This is a genomic window from Sphingomonas pituitosa NBRC 102491 (assembly GCF_001598435.1).
In the GTDB taxonomy this organism is placed as follows: domain Bacteria; phylum Pseudomonadota; class Alphaproteobacteria; order Sphingomonadales; family Sphingomonadaceae; genus Sphingomonas; species Sphingomonas pituitosa.
Genome location: NZ_BCYY01000019.1, coordinates 62,404 through 87,707, shown reverse-complemented (window position 1 = coordinate 87,707; position 25,304 = coordinate 62,404). Strand labels below are relative to the sequence as shown.

At 67.8% G+C, this 25,304-nt stretch carries 28 protein-coding genes; 14 read left to right on the top strand and 14 right to left on the bottom strand.

Going from position 1 to position 25,304, the window contains the following annotated elements; translation table 11 throughout:
• Window positions 1–196: 196 nt before the first annotated feature.
• A complete protein-coding gene (gene typA, locus SPI01S_RS15620) occupies window positions 197–2,041 on the bottom strand; it encodes a translational GTPase TypA (protein ID WP_066724500.1) in 1,845 nt (614 codons plus the stop codon).
• A 189-nt stretch (window positions 2,042–2,230) separates the two neighbouring features.
• Between typA and SPI01S_RS15615 the strand changes: the two genes are divergently transcribed.
• Both SPI01S_RS15615 and SPI01S_RS15610 read left to right on the top strand, forming a co-directional pair.
• Window positions 2,231–3,439, top strand: a complete 1,209-nt coding sequence (locus SPI01S_RS15615; RefSeq protein ID WP_066724497.1) for a toxic anion resistance protein — start codon at window positions 2,231–2,233, stop codon at window positions 3,437–3,439.
• A gap of 6 nt (window positions 3,440–3,445) precedes the next feature.
• A complete protein-coding gene (locus tag SPI01S_RS15610) occupies window positions 3,446–4,162 on the top strand; it encodes an HAD family hydrolase (protein WP_066724495.1) in 717 nt (238 codons plus the stop codon).
• 4 nt (window positions 4,163–4,166) lie between these two features.
• On the opposite strand, the gene SPI01S_RS15605 is transcribed toward SPI01S_RS15610, so the two are convergent.
• Entirely contained in the window at window positions 4,167–4,352 is a 186-nt protein-coding gene (locus tag SPI01S_RS15605) for a hypothetical protein (protein WP_066724489.1), read from the bottom strand.
• Between the two features lie 144 nt (window positions 4,353–4,496).
• Between SPI01S_RS15605 and SPI01S_RS15600 the strand changes: the two genes are divergently transcribed.
• Together SPI01S_RS15600 and SPI01S_RS15595 are read left to right on the top strand one after the other, a co-directional pair.
• Window positions 4,497–4,895, top strand: coding sequence for a response regulator (locus tag SPI01S_RS15600; RefSeq protein ID WP_066724488.1), 399 nt, complete (start codon window positions 4,497–4,499; stop codon window positions 4,893–4,895).
• A gap of 94 nt (window positions 4,896–4,989) precedes the next feature.
• Entirely contained in the window at window positions 4,990–6,738 is a 1,749-nt protein-coding gene (locus SPI01S_RS15595) for a transferrin-binding protein-like solute binding protein (protein WP_157084736.1), read from the top strand.
• 35 nt (window positions 6,739–6,773) lie between these two features.
• On the opposite strand, the gene SPI01S_RS15590 is transcribed toward SPI01S_RS15595, so the two are convergent.
• The 3 genes from SPI01S_RS15590 to SPI01S_RS15580 form a co-directional block, all read right to left on the bottom strand.
• Window positions 6,774–7,721, bottom strand: a complete 948-nt coding sequence (locus SPI01S_RS15590; protein ID WP_066724482.1) for a cation diffusion facilitator family transporter — start codon at window positions 7,719–7,721, stop codon at window positions 6,774–6,776.
• Window positions 7,722–7,732: 11 nt separating this feature from the next.
• Window positions 7,733–8,092, bottom strand: coding sequence for a hypothetical protein (locus tag SPI01S_RS15585; RefSeq protein ID WP_066724478.1), 360 nt, complete (start codon window positions 8,090–8,092; stop codon window positions 7,733–7,735).
• A gap of 135 nt (window positions 8,093–8,227) precedes the next feature.
• Window positions 8,228–8,995: a Bax inhibitor-1/YccA family protein gene (locus SPI01S_RS15580; protein WP_066724472.1), complete on the bottom strand. Its 768-nt coding sequence runs from the start codon at window positions 8,993–8,995 to the stop codon at window positions 8,228–8,230.
• Window positions 8,996–9,156: 161 nt separating this feature from the next.
• Here SPI01S_RS15580 and thpR point away from each other — a divergent pair, with 161 nt between their 5' ends.
• A complete protein-coding gene (gene thpR, locus SPI01S_RS15575; RefSeq protein ID WP_066724468.1) occupies window positions 9,157–9,693 on the top strand; it encodes an RNA 2',3'-cyclic phosphodiesterase in 537 nt (178 codons plus the stop codon).
• On the opposite strand, the gene SPI01S_RS15570 is transcribed toward thpR, so the two are convergent.
• Window positions 9,675–10,232, bottom strand: coding sequence for a TetR/AcrR family transcriptional regulator (locus SPI01S_RS15570; protein WP_245653622.1), 558 nt, complete (start codon window positions 10,230–10,232; stop codon window positions 9,675–9,677). The two genes, thpR and SPI01S_RS15570, sit on opposite strands and share 19 nt — an antisense overlap.
• Window positions 10,233–10,288: 56 nt before the next feature.
• Between SPI01S_RS15570 and SPI01S_RS15565 the strand changes: the two genes are divergently transcribed.
• Window positions 10,289–10,759 (top strand): monooxygenase family protein, encoded by a 471-nt coding sequence (locus tag SPI01S_RS15565; RefSeq protein WP_066724465.1) that lies wholly within the window; start codon window positions 10,289–10,291, stop codon window positions 10,757–10,759.
• 15 nt (window positions 10,760–10,774) lie between these two features.
• Here the strand turns inward: SPI01S_RS15565 and SPI01S_RS15560 are convergent, their stop codons facing one another.
• The 3 genes from SPI01S_RS15560 to SPI01S_RS15550 form a co-directional block, all read right to left on the bottom strand.
• Window positions 10,775–12,160 (bottom strand): methyl-accepting chemotaxis protein, encoded by a 1,386-nt coding sequence (locus SPI01S_RS15560; RefSeq protein WP_066724462.1) that lies wholly within the window; start codon window positions 12,158–12,160, stop codon window positions 10,775–10,777.
• A 159-nt stretch (window positions 12,161–12,319) separates the two neighbouring features.
• Window positions 12,320–13,435: a zinc-binding dehydrogenase gene (locus SPI01S_RS15555; RefSeq protein WP_066724459.1), complete on the bottom strand. Its 1,116-nt coding sequence runs from the start codon at window positions 13,433–13,435 to the stop codon at window positions 12,320–12,322.
• A gap of 18 nt (window positions 13,436–13,453) precedes the next feature.
• The gene (locus SPI01S_RS15550) at window positions 13,454–13,924 is read right to left on the bottom strand and encodes a low molecular weight protein-tyrosine-phosphatase (protein WP_066724571.1); all 471 of its coding nucleotides are present in this window, start codon (window positions 13,922–13,924) and stop codon (window positions 13,454–13,456) included.
• Window positions 13,925–14,005: 81 nt separating this feature from the next.
• Here SPI01S_RS15550 and SPI01S_RS15545 point away from each other — a divergent pair, with 81 nt between their 5' ends.
• Window positions 14,006–15,574: an MFS transporter gene (locus SPI01S_RS15545; RefSeq protein ID WP_066724456.1), complete on the top strand. Its 1,569-nt coding sequence runs from the start codon at window positions 14,006–14,008 to the stop codon at window positions 15,572–15,574.
• A 1-nt stretch (window position 15,575) separates the two neighbouring features.
• Here the strand turns inward: SPI01S_RS15545 and SPI01S_RS15540 are convergent, their stop codons facing one another.
• Window positions 15,576–16,112, bottom strand: coding sequence for a superoxide dismutase family protein (locus tag SPI01S_RS15540; protein WP_066724453.1), 537 nt, complete (start codon window positions 16,110–16,112; stop codon window positions 15,576–15,578).
• Window positions 16,113–16,348: 236 nt separating this feature from the next.
• Here SPI01S_RS15540 and SPI01S_RS15535 point away from each other — a divergent pair, with 236 nt between their 5' ends.
• The 7 genes from SPI01S_RS15535 (at window position 16,349) to SPI01S_RS15510 (ending at window position 21,221) form a co-directional block, all read left to right on the top strand.
• Window positions 16,349–17,020: a DUF4893 domain-containing protein gene (locus SPI01S_RS15535; RefSeq protein ID WP_066724451.1), complete on the top strand. Its 672-nt coding sequence runs from the start codon at window positions 16,349–16,351 to the stop codon at window positions 17,018–17,020.
• A gap of 188 nt (window positions 17,021–17,208) precedes the next feature.
• A complete protein-coding gene (locus SPI01S_RS15530) occupies window positions 17,209–17,874 on the top strand; it encodes an opacity protein (protein ID WP_066724448.1) in 666 nt (221 codons plus the stop codon).
• Window positions 17,875–17,964: 90 nt separating this feature from the next.
• A complete protein-coding gene (locus tag SPI01S_RS15525; protein WP_066724446.1) occupies window positions 17,965–18,381 on the top strand; it encodes a globin domain-containing protein in 417 nt (138 codons plus the stop codon).
• 71 nt (window positions 18,382–18,452) lie between these two features.
• Window positions 18,453–18,680, top strand: a complete 228-nt coding sequence (locus SPI01S_RS22395) for a hypothetical protein (protein WP_157084735.1) — start codon at window positions 18,453–18,455, stop codon at window positions 18,678–18,680.
• Window positions 18,681–18,974: 294 nt separating this feature from the next.
• On the top strand, window positions 18,975–19,289 hold the full coding sequence (locus SPI01S_RS15520) for a YdeI/OmpD-associated family protein (RefSeq protein WP_066724444.1): 315 nt from the start codon (window positions 18,975–18,977) through the stop codon (window positions 19,287–19,289).
• Between the two features lie 386 nt (window positions 19,290–19,675).
• The gene (locus tag SPI01S_RS15515; RefSeq protein ID WP_169804529.1) at window positions 19,676–20,452 is read left to right on the top strand and encodes a HEAT repeat domain-containing protein; all 777 of its coding nucleotides are present in this window, start codon (window positions 19,676–19,678) and stop codon (window positions 20,450–20,452) included.
• Window positions 20,453–20,603: 151 nt separating this feature from the next.
• Window positions 20,604–21,221 carry a helix-hairpin-helix domain-containing protein gene (locus SPI01S_RS15510; RefSeq protein ID WP_066724440.1) on the top strand — a complete coding sequence of 206 codons (618 nt, stop codon included), beginning with the start codon at window positions 20,604–20,606 and terminating at the stop codon, window positions 21,219–21,221.
• A gap of 48 nt (window positions 21,222–21,269) precedes the next feature.
• On the opposite strand, the gene SPI01S_RS15505 is transcribed toward SPI01S_RS15510, so the two are convergent.
• From SPI01S_RS15505 to SPI01S_RS15490, 4 genes are all read right to left on the bottom strand, one after another.
• Window positions 21,270–22,583 carry an amidohydrolase gene (locus SPI01S_RS15505; protein WP_066724438.1) on the bottom strand — a complete coding sequence of 438 codons (1,314 nt, stop codon included), beginning with the start codon at window positions 22,581–22,583 and terminating at the stop codon, window positions 21,270–21,272.
• 66 nt (window positions 22,584–22,649) lie between these two features.
• Window positions 22,650–23,276, bottom strand: coding sequence for a DUF4893 domain-containing protein (locus tag SPI01S_RS15500; protein WP_066724436.1), 627 nt, complete (start codon window positions 23,274–23,276; stop codon window positions 22,650–22,652).
• The gene (locus tag SPI01S_RS15495; RefSeq protein WP_066724568.1) at window positions 23,273–24,058 is read right to left on the bottom strand and encodes a 3-hydroxybutyrate dehydrogenase; all 786 of its coding nucleotides are present in this window, start codon (window positions 24,056–24,058) and stop codon (window positions 23,273–23,275) included. Before SPI01S_RS15495 ends, SPI01S_RS15500 begins: the two co-directional genes overlap by 4 nt.
• A 14-nt stretch (window positions 24,059–24,072) precedes the next feature.
• A complete protein-coding gene (locus tag SPI01S_RS15490) occupies window positions 24,073–25,221 on the bottom strand; it encodes a patatin-like phospholipase family protein (protein WP_066724433.1) in 1,149 nt (382 codons plus the stop codon).
• Window positions 25,222–25,304 lie beyond the last annotated feature (83 nt).

The following is a 25,304-nucleotide window of genomic DNA, read 5'->3' as shown; positions in this document are numbered from 1 at the left end:
GCGCCTGTCCCTCCAACCGTCATCCCGGCGAAAGCCGGGAACCATTGGGGCCTCCGTTTAGGCTCAAGCCCCGGCGTCCTGGCAAATGGATCCCGGCTTCCGCCGGGATGACAGTCGAGGGGAGGCCGAACGCCTCCAACGAAAAAGCCCCCGCCGTCGCCGGCAGGGGCTCTTTTCTTCAACTGTCCCGAGAGGATCAGTCGGCGGCCTTCGCCCGGCTGGCGCGCTTGCGCTCGTTCGGGTCGAGGTAGCGCTTGCGCAGACGGATCGTCTTCGGCGTCACTTCCACCATCTCGTCGTCGTCGATGTACGCAATGGCCTGTTCCAGCGTCATCTTCTTCGGCGGGGTCAGGCGGATCGCGTCGTCCTTGCCGCCCGAAGCGCGGAAGTTGGTCAGCTGCTTCGCCTTCATCGGGTTGACCTCAAGGTCTTCCGTCTTGGCGTTCTCGCCGATGATCATGCCCTCATACAGGGCCTCACCATGGCCGACGAACAGGATGCCGCGCTCTTCGAGCGGACCCAGCGCATAGCCCTGCGCTTCGCCGGCGCCGTTGGAGATCAGCACGCCGTTCTTGCGGCCTTCGATCTTGCCCTTGTGCGGCCCGTACTTCTCGAACAGCCGGTTCATGATGCCGGTGCCGCGCGTGTCCGACAGGAACTCGCCGTGGTAACCGATCATGCCGCGCGACGGGGCAGAGAAGGTGATGCGGGTCTTGCCGCCGCCCGACGGACGCATGTCGGTCATCTCGGCCTTGCGCAGGTTCATCTTCTCGACGACCGTGCCCGAATATTCCTCGTCCACGTCGATGATGACGGTTTCGTACGGCTCGGTCTTCTTGCCGTCCTCGTCTTCGCCGAACAGCACGCGCGGGCGGCTGATGCCCAGCTCGAAGCCTTCGCGGCGCATCGTCTCGATCAGCACGCCCAGCTGAAGCTCGCCGCGGCCGGCGACTTCGTAGCTGTCGCGATCGGCGGCCTCGGTCACCTTCACGGCGACGTTCGACTCGGCTTCGCGGAACAGGCGGTCGCGGATCATGCGGCTCGTCACCTTGGTGCCCTCGCGGCCCGCCATCGGCGAGTCGTTGACGGCGAAGCGCATCGACAGCGTCGGCGGATCGATCGGCTGCGCGTGCAGCGGCTCGGTGACCGACGGATCGCAGATCGTGTTCGACACGGTGGCGACGGCCAGGCCGGCGAGGCTGATGATGTCGCCTGCCTTGGCCTCTTCGACCGGCACGCGCTCCAGCCCGCGGAACGACAGGATCTTCGAGGCGCGACCGGTCTCGATGATGTTGCCGTCGTTATCCAGCGCGTGGATCGGCTGGTTCAGCTTCACCGTGCCCGAATTGACGCGGCCGGTGAGGATACGGCCCAGGAAGTTGTCACGGTCGAGCAGCGTCACCAGGAAGGTGAAGGGCACGTCCTCGACTTCGACCTTCGGCGCCGGCACGTGGCTGACGATCGTCTCGAACATCGGGATCAGCGTGCCTTCGCGCGCGTCCATGTCGGTCGAGGCATAGCCGTTGCGGCCCGAGGCGTAGAGCACCGGGAAGTCGAGCTGCTCGTCATTGGCGTCGAGCGACACGAACAGGTCGAACACTTCGTCCAGCACTTCCTGGATGCGCGCGTCGCTGCGGTCGACCTTGTTGACGACGACGATCGGCTTCAGGCCCAGCGCCAGCGCCTTGCCGGTCACGAACTTGGTCTGCGGCATCGCGCCTTCCGACGAGTCGACCAGCAGCACCACGCCGTCGACCATGCTCAGGATGCGCTCCACCTCGCCGCCGAAATCGGCGTGGCCAGGCGTGTCGACGATGTTGATGCGGATCGCTTCATCGGCACCCGGCGGAGTCCAGTCGACCGAGGTCGGCTTGGCGAGAATCGTGATCCCGCGCTCCTTCTCGAGGTCGTTGGAGTCCATCGCCCGCTCTTCGACGCGCTGGTTGTCACGGAAGGTGCCGGACTGACGGAAAAGCTGGTCGACGAGGGTGGTCTTGCCGTGGTCGACGTGGGCGATGATCGCCACGTTGCGGAGGTTCATGCGATTTCCTGATTAGCGCGGGAGCGCGGGTACCGGCGCGCCCATAGCCGAAATGGTGCGTCGCGGGAAGGCCCCCCCAATCGCGAGGGCCATCCGGTTGATTCCTGGTGTGTGCTATCTACATGACACACTTGCGGGATGCGCGCTTCGCCTGCATGGTTGCAGGACGGAGTTGGAGAGAGAGTGACGATGGCGACGGAAACTGCGACGGCCGATCAGAACCTGGTGCTCACGCCCCCCGATCCCGTCCCGGTCGTGGCACCCGAAAAGGCGTCCGGGCTCGTGCCGGTGGAAGACACCAAGAAGTCCGAGCTCGACAAGCGCGTTGACGGCTTCATCGACGATCTGATCGCGCAGGACGTGAACTCGCCCGAGTTCGGCAAGCGCGTCGATGCGATCGCGGCGATGGGCCAGAAGGAAATCCGGGATGCGGCCGGCCAGTCGAATCGCTTCCTCGATCGCCCGGTGCGCGCGATGGGCAGCGAAGGCGGCGTCGGCGCCGATCTGCTGGCGCTGCGCAAGACGGTTGAAGAGCTCGACCCCTCGCGCAACGGCAAGCTGATCGGCGGCAAGGACGGGTTCCTGTCAAAGATCTTCGGCGGCGGCGGCGGGCTGACCAACTATTTCCGCAAATACCAGTCGTCGCAGAGCCATATCAACGCGGTGCTCAAGAGCCTGTCGAACGGCAAGGACGAGCTGCTGCAGGACAATGCCGCGATCGCAACCGAGCGCGCGAACCTGTGGAACGCGATGGGCCGGCTGGAGCAGATGATCTATCTCTCCAAGGCGATGGACGAAAAGCTCGAGGACAAGGCCAATGAGCTGGATCACACCGATCCGGCCAAGGCCAAGGCGATCCGCGAGACCGCACTGTTCTACGTCCGCCAGCGCACCCAGGACCTGCTCACCCAGATGGCGGTGACGGTGCAGGGGTATCTCGCGCTCGATCTGGTCAAGAAGAACAATGTCGAGCTGATCAAGGGCGTCGACCGCGCCTCGACCACTACCGTCTCGGCGCTGCGCACCGCGGTTACCGTGGCGCAGGCGCTGAACAACCAGAAGCTGGTGCTCGACCAGATCACCGCGCTCAACACCACCACCGCCAACCTGATCGACTCGACCGGCCAGCTGCTCAAGAGCCAGACCGCGGCGATCCACGAGCAGGCGGCAAGCGCGACCATCCCGGTCGAGACGCTCCAGCGCGCGTTCCAGAACATCTACGACACGATGGACGCGATCGACACGTTCAAGCTGAAGGCGCTCGACAGCATGAAGGTGACGGTCAACACCCTGTCGAACGAGGTCGAGAAGTCGAAGGGCTATATCGCCCGCGCCGAAGGGGCGGAGCAGAACCGCCTCGGCGGCCCGTCCGACGGCTTCAAGCTGGAGGCAATGTAAGCCGCAATGCCGAGTGACGTGGACCGCCTGCTCGCCCGCGGCGAGGAACTGATCGAGCGCTCCCGCGCCCGCACCGAAGGCGCGCTCGCCACCCGCACGCGCAAGCGGCGCGAGGCGGAGATCCTGGCCCGGCTCGGCCGCATCGCTGCGGCGGACGCCGTCATCATCATCGCCGCGATCGTCATCGGCATGCTGCTGCCCACCGGCATCGGCATGTTCGGCGCGCTGGCGGTGATGGCGCTGCTGATTCTCGCGACGCTGGTGTTCGCCTCGCTGCCCGTGACCAGCGCGCCGCGCGTCGAGCAGCTGGTCCAGGTGCCCTTGAAGGCGCTGCCCGCCACCACCGAGCGCTGGCTGGAAACGCAGCGACTGGCGCTCCCCGCCCCGGCCCGCACGCTCGTCGATTCGATCGGGGTGAAGCTGGAGACGCTGGCACCGCAGCTCGCGCGGCTGGACGAAGCCTCGCCCGCCGCGAACGAGGTCCGCAAGCTGATCGGCGAGCAGTTGCCCGAGCTGGTGAACGGCTATGGCCGCGTGCCCGAGCCGCTCCGCACCGTGCCGCGCAACGGCATGACGCCGGACCAGCAATTGGCGCAGGGCCTGCAGGTGATCGACGAGGAAATCGCCGAGATGACCGCGCAGCTGGCGCAGGGCGACCTCGACGCGCTGGCGACGCGCGGGACCTTCCTGCAGATCAAGTACAAGGACGACGAGCTGGGCTGAACGCTCAGAACAGCGCGAGCACGTAGTGGATCAGGTCGGCGATCCCGCTCGCGCTGACCGGCAACAGCAGCAGGATCAGCGCGTAGAGCAGGAACATCCGCGCGAGGAATCGCTCCCGCTTGCCCGGCGTCGCCGGGGTAGGCCGGCTCGGCTCGGGCCGCGGCCAGGTGCGATTCTCGTCAAAGAACATCGGGACCGAGGGTGCCGCATCTCCCGTCGGGCCGCAACCGCCCCTTGGGCCAGCGGTCCGGTATCTGCGGCCAGCCAACCCTAGGAGGTTTGCGTAGAGACGGGACAGGCGCGTCGTGGCAGTCGAAGCGATCAGGCCCGATCCATGACCACGCCCCACCCCGCCCAGCGCCCCAGCGTGTTGCTCGTCGAAGACGATGATGGCGTTCGCCGCGCGACCCAGCTGCTGCTGCATGGTCGGGGCTATCGGGTGCGGGCGCACAGCGCGGCCGCCGCATCGCTCGCGGATCCGCTGGCGTTCGAGGCTGCCTATCTGGTCGCCGACTACCGCCTTCCGGACGGCGACGGCGTCCAGTTGCTCCGCGACCTTCAGGCAAAGGGCTGGAGCGGCCGGGCCATCCTGGTAACCGCCTATCCAAGTCCCGGCCTGGTCGCTCGCGCCACTGCGGGCGGCTATGCCGCCCTGCTGGAGAAGCCGCTCCGCGGCCACGAGTTGCTCAGCGCGCTCGAAGTGAAGGCGGAGCAAAGCACGCCGGGTGCGTAAATCGCTGCGCAAGACGCACATCTGGCACGCGAATTCGGGTTTGCTTTCGCCGGGGACACGCTAGAAATTCCCGGAGACCATATGGGGGGAATTCGTGCAGAAGACGTTTTTGCTGGCAGGTGCCGCTACCTGCCTGATGGTGGGCGCGTGCAGTGGTGGCGGCGGCGGGAATGGCGGCGTCGGGGGCATCGGCAGCGGGGGCAGTGGGGGCCTTCCACCCGCGCCGACGAATACCAGTCTCACCGACCTGCGAACCAGCCAGAGCTTCACGAACGATGCGGCGGTCAACACCGCCATCTGGGACCTGAAGACCAGCACCGGTATCCAGGGCGCGGCCAACGGCAGCGCTCTCACCGTACGCTATGATGCCGCGGCCAACAGCTACACGGTCAGCGTCCCGGATCGCGCGCAGACGTTCGGCACCGCCGACATCACCAGCGACGATGCGAAGCAGACCGTTTATCGGAAAGCCGGGACCGGCTCGAACGATTATCTGACATTGTTGAAGTCGGGCTATTCCGGGCTGGCGGCCACTCGCTATGTCCGCCTCGGCTATTGGCAGCGCAACAGCTCGGCGGACGGTCGGCAGAATACCGATTATGTCAGCTTCACCTATGGCCTGCCGACGCCGGCGGGCGTGCTGCCGCGTACCGGCACCGCGGCGTACAAGATCGACACGTTCGGCCTGGTCTCCGCACCGGGCGGGGAACCGCGCTCGATCAGCGGCAGCGGCACGTTCAGCCTCGATCTGGAACAGGGCCTCTTCTCCGCGTACAGCTCTCTCCAGGAGATGCAGCTTGTAAGTGGTGGCGGCACCTTCGGGGGTGGCCTCGAATTCAACGCCGGCGGCAAGATCGCCGCGGACGGCAGCTTCGGCGGCACGCTGGGCTATTCCGGCGCGCTGGGGCAGGCCGGGGGCACGCTTGCGGGCCGCTTCTACGGCCCGAACGGCGAGGAACTGGGCGCCACTTTCTCCGCCAACAATGCGGCGGGCCTCTCCGTCGCGGGCTCGTTCGTCGGCGCGCGCGACCAGACACTCCGGGCAGACAATTTCACGCTGACCAACCTGACCCACGAACAGCTATTCTATACCCGGTTCGGCAGGAATATCGGCGGCCAGCTGACCTGGCAGAATTCGGAAACGTTCACCGCCTCCAGCTACTCGAGCGGCTATTCGGGCGGGCAATTCACCCTGGCGGACAAGATCGCCAGCACCAACCCGAACTTCACCACCTACAAGAAGTCGTTCCCGACGTCCTACGACAGCCAGTATCAGCAGCCGGTTACGCTGGAGCTGTACAAGCCCGGCAGCGCCAACACCGAACTGGCGCTGACCTATGCCACGTTCGGCCACTGGATCACCACCGAGGTGATCGGGAGCAGCAACAAGCCGCGGGTGGACCAGTATTTCGTCTATGGCTTCAACACGCCCACGGCGATGTTCGCGGCGCGTACCGGCACGGCGGAATATTCCGGCGTCGCCTATGGCACCGGCTCCACCTACACCACTGGCGAGAAATACGACGTAACGGGGTCCTCGCGCTTCGTCGTCGATTTCAGCGCGGCGAAGCTCAACGCGACGCTGGTGCTGGCGGGCAAGGCGATGAGCAACGGTGCCGGCGTGAACTTCGGCAGCTTCGATTTCGCCGGAACGCTGTCGTCCTATGGCGCGACCGGCGACGCCAGCTTCATCCGCGATCAGAGCACGCTCGGCACGCTGGCCGCGAACTTCTTCGGGCCCGATGCAGGCGAAGTGGCGGCAACCTTCTATCTGAACCTGCCGTCGAACAGCGTGGCCCCCAACACGTCGATCACCGGCGCCGCGCTGGCCAAGCGGCGCTGACCTTTCGCCACGGGCGGCATCGCGCCGCCCGTGGTTCAGGCCGGCACCGCCACCTCCGCATCCTCACGCTTTTCGGGACGGATATAGATCGAGCTGAGCTGCGGCAGCGCGGCCTTCAGACTGGCCTCGACCCGCTCGATCAGCGTCTCGGCCTCGCCCATTGCCAGGCTGTCGTCGAAATCGGCGCTGATCGCCACGAAGACGCGATCGGGCGCGGTGTGGATGGTGCGGACATGGTTCACGGCAGTGATGCGGGGTTCCGCCTCGAGCATCGACCGCACCTGCCGTATCAGGTCCGGATTGGCGGGCTCGCCGATCAGCAGCCCCTTGGCCTCGCGTGCCAGCAGCGTCGCGACCGCGGCGAGGATCAGTCCGATCGCGATCGAGGCGGCGCCGTCGATCCGCGGATCGTCCCAGGCATGGCTCGCCCACACGCCCGCGGCGGCGACAACCAGGCCGGCCAGCGCAGCCGAATCCTCGAACAGCACGATGAAACCGGCAGGGTCCTTCGATTCCCGGATCGCCTTCCACCAGCCGCAATCGCCCTTGCTCTGCGAGAATTCCCGGATCGCGATGACCCAGCTGCTGCCCTCCATCACGGTCGCGATGCCGAGCACGATGTAGTTTACCAGCGGATCGCGCAGCGGCTCCGGATCGAGGATGTGGAGATAGCCCTCATATACCGACACGCCCGCGCCCAGCCCGAAGATCAGGATCGCGACGACGAACGCCCAGAAATAGAGCTCGCGGCCATAGCCGAACGGATGCTGCGCATCGGGCGGCCGCTTCGCGCGGCGCTGGCCGTAAAGCAGCAGGATCTGGTTGAGGCTGTCGACCAGGCTGTGCACGCCCTCGGTAAGCATCGAGGACGACGCGGTGATCGCCGCCGCGACGAACTTCGCGACGGCGATCCCGATATTGGCGCCGAGCGCCGCATAGAGAACGAGGTTGGCGCGCCAGCCCGACGCGGGGGAAGCGGCCATCCGCGCCTGCCTCAGTCGATCCCGAGCTTGTGCAGGGCCTTGTCGATCAGGCCCCGGTCTTCCTTGGGAGTAGCATCCTTGTCCCCGGCGCGCGCGGCCTCCGCCTTGGCGTCATAGCCCGAGCTTTCGGGGATCTGGTTGTTGTGGACCGGCTGCGTAGAGGCGGGCGGATCGGAGGCGTCCATCGATTCGTCCAGCGCGCGGTCAAGCCGGGCTTCCTTGCTCGCCGGATCCCGGGCGAGCCGCTCCTCGATCGAAGCGTCGGTGCCGGCATCGGCCGAATGGACGGCGCCCTTGGCTTCGTCGTCGGCGCGGGGGTCGGGGGCGACCGACATCCGGTCCATCGCGGGGTCGAGGGGATTGTTGGTCATGCTGCACTCTCCTGAGCGTTACCGGGAGAAAACGGTTCGGCGTGGATTCGCGTTCCGTCGTGACGGAAGCGGGCAAAACAAAAGGCCCGACGGATCGCTCCGTCGGGCCCTTGTCGCATCAAATTTCGCGCAGGATCAGTCGCGCGAGCTGCCGAACAGGCGCAGCAGGAACAGGAACATGTTGATGAAGTCGAGATAGAGGTTCAGCGCCCCCATGATCGCGACCTTGCCCTGCTCCGGGGTACCGGCGACATAGCTGTAGATGCTCTTGATCTTCTGCGTGTCATAGGCGGTGAGGCCGGCGAAGATCAGCACGCCGACGGCGCTGATCACCAGGCTCATCATGCCCGACTGCAGGAAGATGTTGACGATCGACGCGACGAGCAGGCCCACCAGGCCGATGATCAGGAAGGTGCCGAAGCCCGACAGATCCTTCTTGGTGGTGTAGCCATACAGGCTCAGCGCGCCGAAGCCGGCGGCGGTGCCGAAGAACACCTGGGCGATCGACATGTCGGTATAGGTGGTGAAGATCGTCGAGAGCGACGCACCCAGCAGGCCGGCATAGGCGAAGAACAGCGCCTTCAGCGTGCCTTCGGACATGCGGCTCTGGCCGAAGCTCATCGCGAACACGATCGCCAGCGGCGAGATCATCGCCACCCAGCCGAGCAGCGTCGGCTGCAGCTGCGTGCCGCGGCTGGTTTCCACCAGCTGGAACAGCAGCGCCTGCAGCGAAGCGACCTTGCCGAACGCCAGCGCGACGATGCCGGTCAGCAGCACGCCGGACAGCATGTAGTTGTAGACCGACAGCATGTACGACCGGAGCCCCGCGTCATGCGCCGCGGCGCGTGCACTCGCGGTCGCGAAGGGCGACTCGCTCGTGCGGGGATCGGACCAGTTAGCCATTCGAAAAACTCCTTTTCCCGGCGCAGTGCCGGATGCTGCGAATATCGGCTTCGCCACAGTGGTTTTCAAGCAAAACCGGGTCCAGCAACGTTTCGATACACGGCGCGGCTCGACTTTCCGTTCGCTTTGAACAAGCTGGCCGGTCCGCTAGAACGCGCGACATGCATCGTCTGTTCGTCGGCTTCCGCCCGCCCCCTGCGATTCGCGCCCAGTTGCTGGCGCTTGCCGGCGGCGTGCCGGGCGCGCGTTGGCAGCATGACGGGCAGCTCCATTGCACGCTGCGCTATATCGGGGAAGTCGAACGACCGGTGGCGGAAGAGGTCGCGATCGCGCTCGGCAACGTCCGCTTCGCACCGTTCGAACTGGCCGTCGCCGGCGCCGGCGAATTCGACTCGCGCGGACGTCCGAACGCGCTGTGGGCGGGGCTGCGGCCGCACGAGGCCGTTACCCAGCTGCACCAGAAGATCGACCAGGCGCTGGTCCGCCTCGGTCTGGCGCCCGAACGCCGCGCCTATCTGCCCCACGTCACGCTTGCCCGGATGAACGCGGCGGCGGGTGCCAACGATCGCTTCCTCGAGACGCATGCCGGGCTCGCCAGCGCGCCGTTCACCGTCGACAGCTTCCTCCTCTACGAGAGCCACCTTGGCCGCGAGGGTGCAAGCTACGAGGCGATCGAGCGCTACCCGTTGCGGGCCTGAGCGCCGGCGATCCCCTCCGCCACCAGCGCCATCGCACTGGTAATGACGCCGTCGTCCGCCGGCACCTTGCCGTCCAGCGCCAGCGTGGCGAGGCCATGTACCACGCCCCAGGCCGTGAGCGTCGCCGGGCCGGGGTCGCCTTCCGCCAGGCTCGCGACGCGGCGCGACAGGATCGCGAAGGCCTCGCCATAGTCCTTGGGCGCGACGGTGCAGCCGGGCACGCCGCCGAACATCAGCCGGAACATCGCCGGATGGGCTTGCGCGAAGCGGAAATAGGCGCGCCCCTGCGCGACCAATGCCGCCTTGGCCGGCTCCGCCCGATCCGCTTCCGCAAGCACGGCCGCGAGTTCGGCGAACCCCGCCTCCGCTACCGCGCCGAGCAGCGCCGCCTTGTCGGCAAAGTGCCGATAGGGCGCCATCGCCGACACGCCGGTCGCCTTGGCGAGCGCGCGCAGCGTCACCCCGGCCTCGCCTTGCTCGTCCAGCAGCACCGTCGCGGCACCGATCAGCCGCGCGCGCAGTCCATCTGTAATTTCCACCTTGTTTACACCGTAAACCAACCGTACCGTGTACAGTGTAAACAAGGAGACTCGCCATGCAAGCCAACACGCTCCGCGAAACCGTCGATCTCGCTGCCTATCCCGAACTGATCGTCGTGATTCTGGGGTTCAAGCTGCGCCGCTGGCGCGCGCTCCCCGCCATGATGCGGATCGGCCGCGGGCTCGCCGACATCAAGAAGAACCCGCCGGACGGGCTGCTGGCCGAGGACGGGATGCTGTTCGGCTGGAACCATGTCGGCTTCCGCCAATATTGGCGCGACCTGCCCAGCCTGGAGACGTTCACCCGCAGCGCGCCGCACAAGGGCTGGTGGGGCGACTTTCTGAAGGATCCGCAGGGCGCCGGCTTCTGGCACGAGGCCTATAGCGCCCGCGGCATCGAGGCGGTGTATGTCAACCTGCCCGGCCAGCGGGTAGGCCTCGGCCTGTTCGCGCCGCTCGCCAAGCCGGTGGGTCCGCTGCTGTCGGCCCGGCAGCGCCTCCACGCCCATGCCGGGGTGGAGGGCTGAACCGGTCGGCCGTCGTCAGAACGACGCCCAGTCGCCGTCCGCCATGGCGGGCGCGGGCGCCGCAGCGCGGCCCTGCCCTGCGGGGCGCTTGCCGGCGATCACCGGGCGGCGGAGCGGCAGGTTCATCCGCGCATTGTGGCCGTCGCCGACGGTGAAGGCCTGCGCCGAACGCTTCAGCGTCTCGACTTCGCCGCTCAGGTTGCGTGCGGCGGCCGAGGTCTCCTCGACCATCGCGGCATTCTGCTGCGTCGCCTGGTCCATCACGGTGATCGCGGTGCTGATCTCGCCGATCGACGAGGCCTGGGCCTGGTTCGCGCTGGCCATGCTGCCGAGCAGGTCGTGCACTTCGCGGACATCGGTGGCGATCGCGGCGAAGGCATCATCGACCCGCTGGACCATGCCCACCGCCGCCGTCACGTCCGCCTGGGTGGTGGTCAGCTGATCGCGGGCACGACCGGCTTCCTCTTCGGCGCGCATCGCCAGTGCCGAGACCAGGTCCGCGACCACGGCAAAGCCGCGGCCCGCCTCACCGGCGCGACCGGCCTCCACCGCGGCGTTCATCGCCAGAACGCGCGTCTGGAAAGCGATCTTGTCGAGACCCTCGATCACGTCGTCGATGCCCTTCGCGCTTTCCGACACGCGGCTCATCGCGGCGACGGCTTCGTCGGCGACGTCGCGGCCCGCCTGGACCGAGGTGATCGCGCCATCGGCGCGCGCCACCGTCTGGCTGGCACTGCTGGCGGTGCTGCGCAGCCGCTGGTCCATCTCGCTGATCGCGTGGACGGTTTCCTGCAGGCTTCCGGCCGCGCTTTCGGTACGGCGCGACAGGTCCTCGGACGCAACGGCGATCTGCGCCGAGCCGGTGCTGATCGTCTCGGCCGAGAGCGTGACCGAACGCACCAGCTCGCGCAGCGCGGCCAGCGCTTCGTTGAAATTGCTCTTCAGCACCGCATTGGCGCCGGGGAAATCGGCGGTGACGTCGGCGGTCAGGTCGCCCTTGGCGAGCCGTTCGAGCGACTGGCCCAGCACCTGCACCACCGCGGCCTGCTGCTCGGCGGCCTCACGCTGCGCGACCGCGGCATCGCGGAACACCAGCATCGCGCGCGAGATGCGGCCGACGCAGTCCTCATAGTCCGTATGCGCGATCGGCGCCGCCAGGTTGCCGGCGGCAAGGCCCTCCATGCGCACCACGGTCGTCACATACGGGTCGGCGATGATGCGGCTGAACATGCGGGTGAGCACGAACCCTGCCACGATCACCACCACGTTCAGCCCCAGCATCACCCAGTGCGGCAGCACCAGATTGAGGATCGCCAAGACCGTCATGATCCCGATCATCGATCCGAAGGCGACCTTCAGCTTCTCTCGAATAGGAGCCTTTACTTCCAACCAATGCAGCATTTCCGTCCCTCGCGCGTCGGGTGCCGGCATTGGTTGCCGGCCCCGCGTTCAGCCCACCCAGCTGCATTGTAGAGGGCAAGCGGCCGAAAGGTTCGTTCCGACATGCGACGGAAACAATTTGTCCGGAAATTCAACCGGAAATGGGACGAAGCGATCGGCTCAGCCCAGTCCTGGATCGATCAGGAACTTCTCGCCCGTGGCCTTGCGCTCATAGGCGCGCAGCACGTCCGGCTGCAGCGCCTCGGCCAGGCCGACGGTGCGGGTATAGCGGCTGGCGAAGGTGGTGGTCAGCTCCGCCAGGATCCGCTGCCGCATCGCGCCCAGGGTTTCCATGCCGGCACGCCGCAGGAACGGCATCAGCAACCAGCCCGACACGCTCCACTGGAAGCCGAAGGCCAGCCGGTTGAGCGTGGTGGGCGCCAGGTCGAGCGCGCCATAGATGTAAAGCTGCTTGAACTGGTCGGATCCGTAGCGGCTATATTCGGTCATCTTGCGCACCGCCGCGGCTTCCATCGCCTGCAGGATGTCGCTGCCCAGCGTGCCGCCGCCGATCGCGTCGAAGGCGATGGTGGCGCCGGTTTCGGCCACCGCGTCGGTCAGCCTTGCGCGGAAATCCTCGTCGCGGCTGTTCACGATATGGGTGGCGCCGATCTCGCGCAGGATCGCCGCCTGTTCCTCGGACCGGACGATGTTGACCAGCGGCACGCCGTCGGCGAGGCAGATCTTCTGCAGCATCTGCCCCAGATTCGAGGCCGCCGCGGTGTGGACGATCGCGCTGTGCCCGTCGCGCCGCATCGTCTCGACGAAGCCGAGCGCGGTCAGCGGATTGACGAAGATCGCCGCGCCGTCCGCCGCCGCGGTGCCCTCGGGCAGTTCGACCACGTCACGCGCCTTGAGCAGCCGGTAGTCGGCGAACATCGCGCCGCCGATCGCGGAAACGCGCTTGCCCATCAGCTGCGCGGCATCGGCGCCCGCTGCGACCACCGTGCCCGCACCTTCGTTGCCGACGGGCATCGATTGTCCCAGCCGCGCCTTCATGCTGCCGAGCCGGCCCTTGGGCACTTCGAAGACGAGCGCGTCGCCGTCTTCGCGCAGGCTGTCGACCTGGGCCGGGCCCAGCAGCAGGCCGAGATCGCTCGGGTTGATCGGTGCCGCCTCGATGCGGACGAGCACCTCGTCGGCGGCCGGCTCCTCATAGGTCACCTGTTCCAGCGACAGGCGCAGCGTGCCGTCCTCGCTGAGCGTCGAGCGCAGTTCGCGTCCGGTGAATGCCATGGTCCCTCTCCTTGTTGTTCAACGGGTCTGTACGAGTTCTTCCACCAGCCGGTCGGCCGCCGCCCGAACCTCGTCCCAGGTGCGATCGAAACCTTCGGGCCCGCCATAATAGGGATCGTCGACGGCGCGGCCTTCCCAGCCGGGCACCGCATCGAGCAGCAGCCGCAGCCGCGCGCGGGGGCCCGGCGGCGCGATCCGGCGCAGATCGGCGAGGTTCTGCGGATCGAGCGCGAGGATATGGTCGAACCGCTCGAAATCGGCGCGCGTCACCTGGCGGGCGCGCAGGCCGGTAATGTCGATGCCGTGCTTGGCGGCGACCGCGATCGAGCGGCGATCGGGCGCCTCCCCCGCATGCCAGCCGCCGGTCCCCGCCGAATCGGCGACCACCGCGACGCCCGCGTCCTCCGCCGCCGCGCGGAACGCCGCCTCGGCCAGCGGCGAGCGACAGATATTGCCCAAGCAGACGAACAGGAATGCCGGTTCGGCCATCGCGAAAATCATCCTTTCGTAAAACGGGTACGCTCTGCTAGCCTGGCTGGCAACGGCACGACCAACGCCGAAGGAGAGGATATGGCCAGCATGCCCCCAACGCCCGACGGGGCGAAGGCGACCCCCTATGCCTGGTACGTGCTGTCGTTGCTGCTGCTCGTCTATATCCTCAACTTCATCGATCGCCAGATCGTTGCCATCCTCGCCGACGACATCAAGCGCGACCTGGGCCTGCGCGACCAGGATATCGGCTTTCTCTACGGCACCGCGTTCGGCGTGTTCTACGCGCTGTTCGGCATCCCGCTGGGGCGGCTTGCGGACAATTGGCACCGGGTGCGGCTGATGACCGCAGGCCTCGCGCTCTGGTCGAGCATGACCGCGCTGTCCGGCTTCGCGCGCACCGGGCTGGTCCTCGGACTGGCGCGGATGGGCGTGGGTGTCGGCGAGGCGACCGCCGGGCCCGCCGCCTATTCGCTGATCTCCGACTGGTTTCCCAAGCGGCTGCGCGCCACCGCGCTCGCGCTCTATTCCTCCGGCGTCTATCTGGGCGGCGGCCTGTCGCTGTTCCTCGGCGCGCTGATCGTCCAGCGCTGGAACCAGGCCTATCCGGGCGGCGGGCCGCTGGGGCTGGTCGGCTGGCAGGCGGCGTTCCTCGCGGTCGGCATGCCCGGCCTGATCGTCGCCGCCTGGATCGTCACCCTGCGCGAGCCGCCGCGCGGCCTTTCCGAAGGCATGGCGACGCCGCCCCACCCCGCGCCGTTTCGCGCCTTTTTCGAAGAACTGCTGACGATCATCCCGCCGTTCACGCTGATCGGCGCCGCCCGGCTGGGCACGGCCGCGCTGGCACGCAACCTGGCGGTGCTGGCGCTGGTCGCGGGCCTCGTCACGCTGCTCGTCGCGCTCGGGGAGCCGGCGGCGCAATGGATCGCTGTCGGGATCGGGGCCTATGCCGTCTACAGCTGGGCAACCGCGCTCAAGCAGCGCGACCCGCCCACCTACGCGCTGATCGTCGGCTCGCCCGCCTTTCTGTGTGTGGTGCTGGCCTATGGCCTGAACACCTTCCTTGCCTATGCGATGGCGGGGTTCGCGCCCAGCTTCATCCGCCGCGCCTTCGACATTCCGCCCGAACAGCTGGGATCGCTCGGCTTCTGGATCGGCGCGCCGGTCGCGCTGGCGGGGTTTCTGGGGGTGACGCTGGCGGGGCGCATCGCCGACGCCCTGCGCGCGCGCAGCCCGGTCGGGCGCATCCACGTCCTGCTGTTCGCGTGCCTGACGCCGATCATGCCGATCATCCTGCTCTTCACCGCCAAGAGCCTGACCATGGCCTATGTGATGCTGCCGATCGCGCAGTTCCTGATCTGCGGCGGGCTCGGCGCGGCCGCGGCGACCACGCAGGACCTGGTGCTGCCCCGGATGCGCGGCACCGCCACTGCCGCCTTCTTCATCGGCACCACGCTGATCGGGCTCGCGCTCGGGCCCTATTGCGCAGGGCGCATCGCCACGCTGACCGGCGACCTGGCGACGGGCGTGCTGGCGCTGCTCGCCAGCGTGCCGCTCGCGCTGGCGGCGATCTGGGGCGCCTATCGGCTGCTGCCGGCGGCGGAGGCGAGCAAGCTCGCCCGCGCCCGCGCCGCCGGCGAAGCGGTGTAGATCAGGCCGTCTGGAACACGCCGCAGGCGATCCGCCCGCCGCTGTTGCCCGCCGGATCGGACTTGTAATCGTCCTCGCCGGCATGGACGACCAATGCCGCGCCGTCCTGGTCCATCAGCTGGTCGAAGGTGCCGCCGGCCAGCGTGAAGCTGATATGGCCATGCCCCTTCTCGTCGACCTTCATGTTCGGCAGGTCGCCGGCATGCGGGCCCATCGGGTTTTCCTTGCCGTGCTTGGTGGCACCGGGGTTCCAGTGGCCGCCGGCGCTGGCGAAGTCGGGCGCGGTACAGGTGCCGGTGGTGTGGACATGCACGCCGTGCGGCCCCGGCGAGATGCCGTTCACGTCGACCAGCACGCGGATCGATCCCTCCACCTGCTCCGCCACGGCGGTGCCGACCACCGTGCCGGCGGCATCGTGCAGTTCCGCCTGCGCGCGAAAGTGGCCGGCCATATAGCGTGCGTTCTGCTGCGTCGTCGCGCAGCCGCCCAGCAGTGCGCCGATGGCTGCCGCACTCGCGCCGATTTCCCAAGCCTTCATCTTCAGTCTCCCGGCCATATCCTTGCATCCGCCTAATGGGCCTTCGCGCGTCTGGTTCCAAGGCCAATGCGGGGGGCTCAGCAGATCCGCCGGCGTAGCACGGCGGGCCGCGTCGGCTCGTCGCACCAGACCGCACGCCCATCGCAGCTTTTACTATTCGTTAACTTTCCTTTACGACTGTGCTTGTGAGGACCGTCGCGGCATAGCGCGTCCTGTAGATTCACAGGGGATATACCATGCACCGGCTCGCCTTCGCGATGCTTGCTCTGCCCATGCTTGCCGGCTGTCAGACCCAGACCGGCACCGGGGCCGTGGGAATCCATCCGATAACGCTCGTCGAGATGCCGCCGCCGCCGCCGCTGTGGCGCACCCGCATCGCCGATGCCGACATGCCGCGGCTCGAAAGCCTGCCGACGCACTGGCGCCAGCTGTACGACGGTGTCCGCGCGCCGGTGCGCAGGCTGCAGGGCGCAGTGCTCGATCCCGATGCCGGCCAGCCGCATCCGGCGCTGCCGCCCGGTTCCTATCGCTGCCGCACGTTGCACCTGAAGCCCGGCCCCGCCGGCCGCGTGCTGGTGCAGCCGAGCCCGGCAGGCTTCTGCTACATCTCCGCCACGGACGAGCAGAAGGACGACGCCCCGCTCGGCCTCGCCAAGCAGACCGGGACCGACATCGTCGCCGGCTATGTGTTCCCGGACGGCAAGCGCTACGTGTTCCTCGGCGCGCGCCAGTCCAAGGCGGGGGCGAACGACATCGGCTACGGCAATCCCGGCGCGCGCGACGTGGTGGGCATGGTCGAGCGGTTCGGCACCTTTCGCTGGCGGCTGGCGGTGCCGGGCGCGCTGCCCGGCAGCGTCGATGTCTATGAACTGACCCCCGTGCCTGCGGAGGTTCAGCCCAAGGGCTGAAGGCCAACGTTTGTTCATCGCGGCGACAGAAACCGTTGCCGCGGTGCAACACTTGTCGACCAAAGCTTCGCCGCGATGCAACCTTGCCGATCGCTGGGGCATTGTGCGCCCATCTCCGGCCGCCCCGCCTGTTGCAGCGGGCAAGCGCCGGGAGATGTGTGTTTCACCAGCGTAGAGGTTATCCCCCCATGCGTAAGATCATTGCCGTCGCGGCAGCTGCTGCCGCGCTTCCCTTCGCCGTCCCCGCCTTCGCCCAGGACGCCACCACCGGCGCCGGCACGATGGAGACGACCACCGCCGACAGCAGCGGCACCATGTCCACCACTGCCGCGCAGGACGATACGCCGCGCGCGCCGGACGGCTCCAGGGCCTTCGGCATCGAGCCCTATGTCGGCGTGCTCGGCGGCTGGGAGCGTTTCGACCGTCAGGAAAATGCCGGCATCCCGATCCAGCCGAACAAGTATCGCCTCGACGGCGCGATGGTGCAGGGCGTGGTGGGCGTGAACGTGCCGCTCGGCCCGGTGTTCGTCGGCGCCGAAGGTAACGTCGCCAAGGGCGTGAGCGGCGACATCGATTGGGAATATGGCGCCGCCGGCCGTTTCGGTCTCCGCGCCGGTGAGAGCGGCCTGATCTACGGCAAGGTCGGCTACCAGTGGGTCAATTTCGACAAGATCGCCAACGCCAACCGTGACTATCACGCGATGACCTACGGCATCGGCGTCGAGGTCGGCCCGAAGGACATCGGCCTGGGCGGCATCACCGGCCAGAGCGGCGTCCGCCTGCGCCTCGAGATGAACACGTTCAGCGACGCGAAGAGCTTCCGCCCGATGGCGGGTGTGATCGCGCACTTCTAAGCCCCGAGCGCCGCCCTTCCGGAAACGGGAGGGCGGCACGCGGTTGATTCCCGTCAACCCGCGCCCGCCATTTTCGGCTATGGCGCCTCCATGTCCGAGTCCTCCCTGCCCTTCGACCGCGTCGGCGGCGAAGATTCCGTCCGCGCGATCGTCGACCGCTTCTACGATCTGGTCGAGCAGGACCCCGCCTATGCGGCGCTCCACGCGATGCACCAGCCGGACCTGACCGCGCTGCGCCACTCGCTCACCCGCTTTCTCGTCGCCTGGCTCGGCGGTCCGCGCGACTGGTTCGAGGAACGACCGGGCATGTGCATCATGGGCTTTCACCGCCAGCTGACGGTCACCGCGCAGACTGCCGCGCAATGGGCGCACGCGATGGACCGGGCGATCGCCGCCGATCCGGGCATAGAACCCGAAACCGCCCGCCAGATGAGCGAAGCGCTCCACCGCATGTGCCGCGCCATGGCCGTACAGGCCCGCACCGTCGCCGACGCCGCTACCGCCTGACCCCTTGTTGATCCGCTTCGGAGCAGGTCACCGGCGCATGCCCGGTCGCTTGCGCTACAAGGGGCCGCGTGATGAACGCGCGGATCACCCCCGTCGATACGCCGCTGGAAGTCGCTTGTGAGCATTGCGGCCGCCTGGGGGTGACGCGTGAAGCATGGGCGGAATGGAGCGTCGCCGAGCAGGCGTGGGTGCTCAGCCAGTTGTTCGATTTCGCGTTTTGCCATCACTGCCATCGCCCGACCCGCCCGATCGAAAGACCGGCGCGCGCGAAAGGGACGAAGGCGAAGGGAGCAGTTTGAAACGGGCGGCGCGGGTTAACCCCCTCTCGTGCTTCCCGCAGCGCGCAAGCGCGGGGGACGGGTCTGCCGGGACATATATCCTGGCAGGCCCGCAACTCTTCGGGGGGCGGTCTGCCAGAGGGGCCGGGAACGCCGGCTCGGCGATGCTCGGGGCCGCGCTGCGCCCAGTACTGCGCCACTGCCGGTCGGAAGTGCCTCCGTCATCGACATCTGGCGGCAGCGCGTGCAGTCTCCGCAGCCGACGGATCCCGACCTGCGGGAGCACCGTTTCGAGTCCGCCAGTTCGGAGGCCGTATGGAAAGCACCTTCCCCCAGGGAATGGTTCATGACGCAGGCGACGACCTGCAGGCCGCGATCCGATCAGACCAAAAGCTGTTTTCGCTTTGGTCTGGCCTCACGCCGCTGGGCCGCAACGAGTTCATCTGCTGGGTGGAGGATGCGAGGCAGCCCGCCACTCGCGAACGCCGCATCCGGCGAACCTGCGAGGAACTGCTGGAAGGCAAGAAGCGGCCATGCTGCTGGGCGGGGTGCATCCACCGTACGGACAAGGCGCCGGGCCCCTGGCAACGAGCCGTTCTGGTCGACCAGAAGCGGAAGACGCGCGCGTGATCAGCGGAGGCGCGCGGCCGACTGCGGGAACCACGCGTCCGTCCTGCGCACGATGCCGGCCAGGCCCGGCTCGCCTCCGGGTCGCGCGTGCGGACGCGGTTCCGCACCGGTTGCACGCCGATGTCGCCGCCCATGCACCATCGTCGGGAAGGTGCGCGCATCTGTCTTGCGCCTGGCGCCCCGAGGCGGATCGTCATCGCCTGCGGGCCGGACGCCGCGGGGCAAGCCCGAAGCGGGCAGCCGTGCGGCGACCGCCCGGCCGACCTTCCCTGCACCGGGCTTCCTCCAGGCGAGGTCGCCCGGCAACCGGATCCCGGATCGCACCCTGACGCGGTTGGAGGCTACTCTGGATAGCGGCCATGGGCGCTGACGGGTATGCGGATCGCATGGCCAGCCCCGCGCGTGACATCCACTCTGTATCCGAGCTCTTTCAAGCGGCGTTGGAAGCGGACGAGGATGCCGCGTGGGACGCCGTCGCTGCGCTGCATTGGCGCGGATCACGCGAGGTCCTTGATCGCGCCGTTGCGCTGATCGGATCGGATGATCCTGCGGAGCGTGCCCGAGCCGCAGATATTCTCGGGCAAATCGGCCTACCGGAACGAACCTTTCCGGAGGATTGCTTCTCGGCCGTCCTTCCGCTTCTCGACGACGACGATCGCCAGGTGGTTTTCAGCGCGATCTTCGCGCTTCAGCACATCGATCGCGCGCGCGCCGCTTCGTACATCATTCCTTTCGCAGACCATCCTTGGGAACGCATCCGCTACGCCGCAGCGTTCGCACTCGGGGCGGTGGACCAGCTGGCCGCTACCGCCGCGCTTCTCTTGTTGATGGAGGATCGATGCGCCGACGTCCGCAACTGGGCAACATTCGGTCTCGGCCAACAAAGTGAAGACGATTCGCCGGAAATTCGGGAGGCATTGGCAACACGTCTATCGGACGACGATGCCGACGTTCGGTACGAGGCGATCATCGGGCTTGGCCGCCGACGCGATCGGCGGGCCTTGGGCTTCCTGAAGACGATGCTTCATGACGATCCGGAGGATATCTTCGCACGCGAAGCGGCGGCCAGGTTACTCGGTTTTGCCGAAAGCGGAGATCTGGCGACCGAAACGTTGCTCGGCGCGCTGCAGCGGCTTCAGAGATGGGGTGGAGCGCGCGGCTAGGCGTTGAGACGCCGCTTTGTCTCACTGCCTGTCGACGGCTGCCATGCTTCGGTCGCCAATCTCTGCGCCCCGCCCCGCACGCAGATGGCTGGACGTTGCTGTACCGCGCGCTAAGGGAAGGTCAGGCAACCGAAATCTTGGAGCGGCGCGCATGAACGATCAGGTTTCCCAGGGCTATGGCGCGGTCGCCGCGACCAGCGAGACGGGCTGGCTGACCACCTCCTTCGTCCTCATCGCCCTTGGTGCGGCGCTGGCAGTCTTCATCCTGGTCTGGGGTGCCCGGCTTGCCATGCGCCGTCGCCAGGCGCGGGCGGAGCTCGCGGAGCGGGGCGAGCTCGACGTCGCCGACGCACCCGAGCCGATGGGGACGCTGTCGCCGCCGCCGAGCGCTGCCGACGCACCGCTGCCGGATACCGCTCCCACGCCGCTCGACGACGAGCCGATCGCCGCCGCCGCACCGGTCGCGGCGCCTTCGGCCGCACTCGCCGCCGACACCAACGCCGCGCCGCCACCGGCAGCGTCCGAGACCGACGGCGACGACCTCACCCGGCTGAAGGGCGTAGGCCCCAAGCTGGCTGCGCGCCTCAACGAACTGGGTATCACCCGCTTCGCCCAGCTGGCGGCGCTGGACGAGGCAGCCGCCACGGCGCTCGACGCTCAGCTTGGCAGTTTCCAGGGCCGCATGACGCGCGATCGCTGGATCGAGCAGGCGCGCTTCCTCGCCACCGGCGACACCGCTGGCTATGAGGCGGTGTTCGGCAAACTCTGAGGCTATTCCGGGCGCACGACCGGGAACGCTCGTCCTACCGCTTCAGTCCTACCGCTTCAGAATGTCCAGCGCCGCCGCGGTCAGCGCCTCGGTCGCGGTGCCGACCACCGCCTCCGCATCGGGCGCCCATTCGGCGCTGTGGAGCGACGGCAGCATCGCCTTGCCGCCCTGCGCCGCGTCCCATTTGGCCTGGGGCACGCCGCCCACCCAGAAGATCGTGCTCTGGATGCTCTTGTCGGCCAGCCAGTAGCGGCTGAAATCCTCGCCGCCCATCACCGCCTTGGTTTCCACCACCCGGTCCTTGCCGAAGCGCGTAGCGAACAGGCCCTGCAGCCGCCCGGCGAGCGGCTGGGTGTTGAAGGTGGCGGGGGTGAATTCGTCCTTCACCTTCATCACCGGCATCCGGTCCTCCGGCACGCCCGCCGCGATCGCCTCGCCGCGGGCGATGCGGGCGATGCCGTCGAGCAGCTGCTGGCGCGATTCGGGCGTGAAGCTGCGCACGGTGAGCAGCATCGTCACGTCGTTGCCGATGATGTTGTGCTTCGATCCGCCATGGATCGCGCCCACCGTCACCACCGCCGGCTGCTGCGGGTCCATCTCACGGCTGACCAGCGTCTGCAGCGTCGTTACGATCCGCGCGGCAAGCACGATCGGATCCCTGGTCGTGTGCGGATAGGCGCCGTGGCCGCCCACCCCCTTCACCACCAGATCGACCGAGTCGACATTGGCCAGGGCATAGCCCGGCGTGATGCCGATCTGCCCGGCCGGCAGGCTGGCGCTGTCGTGAAAGGCAATTGCATAGCCAGGCTTGGGAAAGCGGGTGAACAGCCCGTCGTCCAGCATGTCCTTGGCGCCGCGGCCGCGCTCTTCGGCAGGCTGGGCGATCATCACCACGGTGCCGTGCCAGCGGTCCTTCATCGCCGCCAGGTTGCGCAGCGTGCCGACCCAGCTCGCCATGTGGGTGTCGTGCCCGCAGGCATGCATCACGCCGCTTTCGATCCCCTCGTCGGTCGTCGCGCGCACCTTGGAGGCGAAGGGCAGCCCGGTATTCTCGATGACCGGCAGCCCGTCCATGTCCGCGCGGATCAGCAGCACGGGGCCCGCGCCGTTACGCAGCACCGCGACGACGCCGGTGCCGCCCACCTTCTCGGTAACGTCATAGCCTGCCTCGCGCGCGGCGGCAGCGAGCTTCGCGGCGGTCTGCACCTCGTGCAGGCTGAGTTCGGGATGGGCGTGCAGGTCGCGGTAGAGCGCCATCAGCTGCGGCATCGCTTTCGCCGTGGCATCGCGCACCGGATCGGCGGCGGCAGCGGCGGGCGTGCCGAGGCTCATCGCCCCGGCCAGCAGGAAAGACGTGAACATCGGGGCCCCTTTCGCATCATCGGCCCGAGTGTCACGCCTGGCCGCGCCCCTGTCAAACTGCGGATGTCAAACCGCGGGTGCGATCTCGATCACGTCCAGTTTCGATTCGAACGAGGGATAGGGCAGCACCAGCCGCCAGCGCTTGTCGCCGATCCGCTCGCCATAGCCGATCAGGTCGCGCCGGTCGTCGAGGCCGTAGCGAAGCGGCGCGCTGTCGTCCCCCACTTCCAGCGTGCCGAGGAAGATGACCCGCGCGGTCAGGTCCGGGAAGAAGTTCCCCTCCGGCCGCTGCACGCCGCCGTCCATGCGGAAATGGCGCAGCTGGCCGTCCTCGCCGAGCGCGCAGGGGCGCCAGTCATAGGTCACGATCGCGCTGACCGCGGTGCCGCCGCCGCCGAGCTTGAAGATGCGGCAGCGATAGGCGCCGGCCGGCGGCATCGCATCGGCCTGCGCACGGTCGGGATCGAACAGTGCCGGATCGCCGTCGATCAGCTTCGCGTCGGCCGCGCGGGCGAGCGGCAGCGCCTCGCTCCACGCCTTGCGCCAGTTGCGCAGCTTGGTGCGATCGACATCCGTGGCGATCCGCCGCCAGGTGAGGCTGGTGTCCATCCCCGGCGTGGTCGCCTCGCGATAGACGCTGCATCCCGCCAGCGTGGCGCCGAGACCGAGGACGACGAGCGTGTGCCGCATCATTCGGCCGTCCAGCCGCCGTCGATCGAATAGTTCGATCCGGTGATCTGCGCGGCCTCGTCGCGGCACAGGAACAGCGCCAGCGCCGCGACCTGCTCGGGCAGCACGAATTCCTTGGTCGGCTGGGCATCGAGCAGCACGTCGTTGATCACCTGCTCGCGCGTCAGACCGCGCGTCTTCATCGTGTCCGGAATCTGGTTCTCCACCAGCGGCGTCCAGACATAGCCCGGCGAGATGCAGTTCACCGTGATGCCGTGCGTCGCCACCTCCAGCGCCGCCGTCTTGGTGAGGCCGGCCAGGCCGTGCTTTGCGGCCACATAGGCGGCCTTGTTGGGGCTGGCGACCAGGCTGTGGGCGCTGGCGGTGGAGATGATCCGGCCCCATTTGCGCGCCTTCATGCCGGGGATCGCCGCGCGCATCAGGTGGAAGGTGGAGCTGAGGTTGATCGCGAGGATCGCGTCCCACTTCTCGATCGGGAATTCGTCGATCGGCGCGACATGCTGGATGCCGGCATTGGAGATGACGATGTCCACCGCGCCGAACTCGGCCTCGGCGCGCGCGACCATGGCGGCGATCGCCTCGGGCTTGGTCATGTCGGCCGCGTCGTACAGCGCCTTGCCGCCGCTGGTTTCCGCCAGCGCGGCGCGCTCCTTCTCGATCGCATCCGCATCGCCGAATCCGTTGATCAGCACGTTCGCGCCCTCGGCCGCCAGCGCCTTGGCGTATGCCAGGCCGATGCCCGAGGTGGACCCGGTGACGATCGCGGACTTGCCCTTGAGGAACATCGCCATACTCCTTGTTAACGCTGGGTGAGATCGAAGGCGGCAGTCTTGCCGTCGAGGATGTTCTGCGCGACGAGCCGTGCATTGGCCATCGTCTCGGCCACTGCGACGCGGCCGGACTCCCAATGCTCGAGCATTGTTCGCGTGGAGAATTCGAAGTCGCGCGAGCCGCCTTCCCAAAGCTTGGCGCGGTAGATCAGCTGCACGACATTGACCGGGTACTCGGTCACGAGATCGCGCACGGCCTTCACCTCGGGCTCGTCGGCGATATGTTCGGGCAGCTTGTCGAGCAGCGCCTTCACCGTCTCGCGCGCCTTGCGCAGCCGGAGCCGCTCGTCGGAAATGGCGCGGGTACGGCTGGAGAAGCGGATTTCCTTCTCGCGCCCCATCACGTCCATGATCGTGCGCGGCAGTGCGTTCTCGGCGGGGAACAGGTCGACCTGGAAGACGAGCATCTCGGCCTCCTGCCGATCGAGGACGTGGGTGAGCGGGGTGTTGGAAACGAGTCCCCCGTCCCAATACCAGCAGCCGTCGATCTCGACCGGCGGCAGCCCGGGCGGCAACGCACCAGACGCCATGATGTGCCGTGCGTCGATGCGCTCGTCGCGCGTGTCGAAATAGCGGAAGTTGCCGCTGTGCAGATTGACCGCGCCGACCGAGAGGCGAACCGGCCCGTCGTTGAGCAAATCCCAGTCGATCAGCCGGTCCAGCGTCTCGCGCAAGGGGCTGGTGTCGTAGAAGCTCAGCGCCTCGGGCGTACCGGGCACCGCGAAGGCGGGCGGGATCGGGCGCGGGCGGAAGAAGCCGGGCACGCCGCCCAGCATCACCGCGCCGGCCGACCATTCATGGGCGATCTCGCGCAGCTGATCGTTCAGCGGCAGCGAGAAGTCCGGCAGGGCGGAGGTGACCTGCTCCCAGAAGGCGCGGATCGCACCCAGCCGCTTCTCGGGCGGATTGCCGGCGAACAGCGCGGCGTTGACCGCACCGATCGAAATCCCGGCCACCCAGTCCACGTCGATTCCGGCGGTGGCCAGCTCTTCGATCACCCCGGCCTGGAAACTACCGAGTGCCCCGCCTCCCTGCAGCACCAAGGCAACGGTGTCCGGCAACGGCATGCCTGGTGCGGCATGGCGGCGGCGGTGCGGGCGGGAGTCGGCATCGGCCATGGCACGCGATGTGGCCCATCCCATGCTGCGGAGCAATACGAACCTCGTCAGAACGCGTGCAACGCACGGCGCGCTGGCGCATT

What these genes read in the sequence shown, in the direction of transcription:
- typA (WP_066724500.1), bottom strand. Translation starts at nt 2,041, where the DNA reads ATGAACCTCCGCAACGTGGCGATCATCGCCCACGTCGACCACGGCAAG.
- SPI01S_RS15615 (WP_066724497.1), top strand. Translation starts at nt 2,231, where the DNA reads ATGGCGACGGAAACTGCGACGGCCGATCAGAACCTGGTGCTCACGCCC.
- SPI01S_RS15610 (WP_066724495.1), top strand. Translation starts at nt 3,446, where the DNA reads ATGCCGAGTGACGTGGACCGCCTGCTCGCCCGCGGCGAGGAACTGATC.
- SPI01S_RS15605 (WP_066724489.1), bottom strand. Translation starts at nt 4,352, where the DNA reads ATGTTCTTTGACGAGAATCGCACCTGGCCGCGGCCCGAGCCGAGCCGG.
- SPI01S_RS15600 (WP_066724488.1), top strand. Translation starts at nt 4,497, where the DNA reads ATGACCACGCCCCACCCCGCCCAGCGCCCCAGCGTGTTGCTCGTCGAA.
- SPI01S_RS15590 (WP_066724482.1), bottom strand. Translation starts at nt 7,721, where the DNA reads ATGGCCGCTTCCCCCGCGTCGGGCTGGCGCGCCAACCTCGTTCTCTAT.
- SPI01S_RS15585 (WP_066724478.1), bottom strand. Translation starts at nt 8,092, where the DNA reads ATGACCAACAATCCCCTCGACCCCGCGATGGACCGGATGTCGGTCGCC.
- SPI01S_RS15580 (WP_066724472.1), bottom strand. Translation starts at nt 8,995, where the DNA reads ATGGCTAACTGGTCCGATCCCCGCACGAGCGAGTCGCCCTTCGCGACC.
- thpR (WP_066724468.1), top strand. Translation starts at nt 9,157, where the DNA reads ATGCATCGTCTGTTCGTCGGCTTCCGCCCGCCCCCTGCGATTCGCGCC.
- SPI01S_RS15565 (WP_066724465.1), top strand. Translation starts at nt 10,289, where the DNA reads ATGCAAGCCAACACGCTCCGCGAAACCGTCGATCTCGCTGCCTATCCC.
- SPI01S_RS15560 (WP_066724462.1), bottom strand. Translation starts at nt 12,160, where the DNA reads ATGCTGCATTGGTTGGAAGTAAAGGCTCCTATTCGAGAGAAGCTGAAG.
- SPI01S_RS15555 (WP_066724459.1), bottom strand. Translation starts at nt 13,435, where the DNA reads ATGGCATTCACCGGACGCGAACTGCGCTCGACGCTCAGCGAGGACGGC.
- SPI01S_RS15550 (WP_066724571.1), bottom strand. Translation starts at nt 13,924, where the DNA reads ATGGCCGAACCGGCATTCCTGTTCGTCTGCTTGGGCAATATCTGTCGC.
- SPI01S_RS15545 (WP_066724456.1), top strand. Translation starts at nt 14,006, where the DNA reads ATGGCCAGCATGCCCCCAACGCCCGACGGGGCGAAGGCGACCCCCTAT.
- SPI01S_RS15540 (WP_066724453.1), bottom strand. Translation starts at nt 16,112, where the DNA reads ATGAAGGCTTGGGAAATCGGCGCGAGTGCGGCAGCCATCGGCGCACTG.
- SPI01S_RS15535 (WP_066724451.1), top strand. Translation starts at nt 16,349, where the DNA reads ATGCACCGGCTCGCCTTCGCGATGCTTGCTCTGCCCATGCTTGCCGGC.
- SPI01S_RS15530 (WP_066724448.1), top strand. Translation starts at nt 17,209, where the DNA reads ATGCGTAAGATCATTGCCGTCGCGGCAGCTGCTGCCGCGCTTCCCTTC.
- SPI01S_RS15525 (WP_066724446.1), top strand. Translation starts at nt 17,965, where the DNA reads ATGTCCGAGTCCTCCCTGCCCTTCGACCGCGTCGGCGGCGAAGATTCC.
- SPI01S_RS22395 (WP_157084735.1), top strand. Translation starts at nt 18,453, where the DNA reads ATGAACGCGCGGATCACCCCCGTCGATACGCCGCTGGAAGTCGCTTGT.
- SPI01S_RS15520 (WP_066724444.1), top strand. Translation starts at nt 18,975, where the DNA reads ATGGAAAGCACCTTCCCCCAGGGAATGGTTCATGACGCAGGCGACGAC.
- SPI01S_RS15515 (WP_169804529.1), top strand. Translation starts at nt 19,676, where the DNA reads ATGGCCAGCCCCGCGCGTGACATCCACTCTGTATCCGAGCTCTTTCAA.
- SPI01S_RS15510 (WP_066724440.1), top strand. Translation starts at nt 20,604, where the DNA reads ATGAACGATCAGGTTTCCCAGGGCTATGGCGCGGTCGCCGCGACCAGC.
- SPI01S_RS15505 (WP_066724438.1), bottom strand. Translation starts at nt 22,583, where the DNA reads ATGTTCACGTCTTTCCTGCTGGCCGGGGCGATGAGCCTCGGCACGCCC.
- SPI01S_RS15500 (WP_066724436.1), bottom strand. Translation starts at nt 23,276, where the DNA reads ATGATGCGGCACACGCTCGTCGTCCTCGGTCTCGGCGCCACGCTGGCG.
- SPI01S_RS15495 (WP_066724568.1), bottom strand. Translation starts at nt 24,058, where the DNA reads ATGTTCCTCAAGGGCAAGTCCGCGATCGTCACCGGGTCCACCTCGGGC.
- SPI01S_RS15490 (WP_066724433.1), bottom strand. Translation starts at nt 25,221, where the DNA reads ATGGCCGATGCCGACTCCCGCCCGCACCGCCGCCGCCATGCCGCACCA.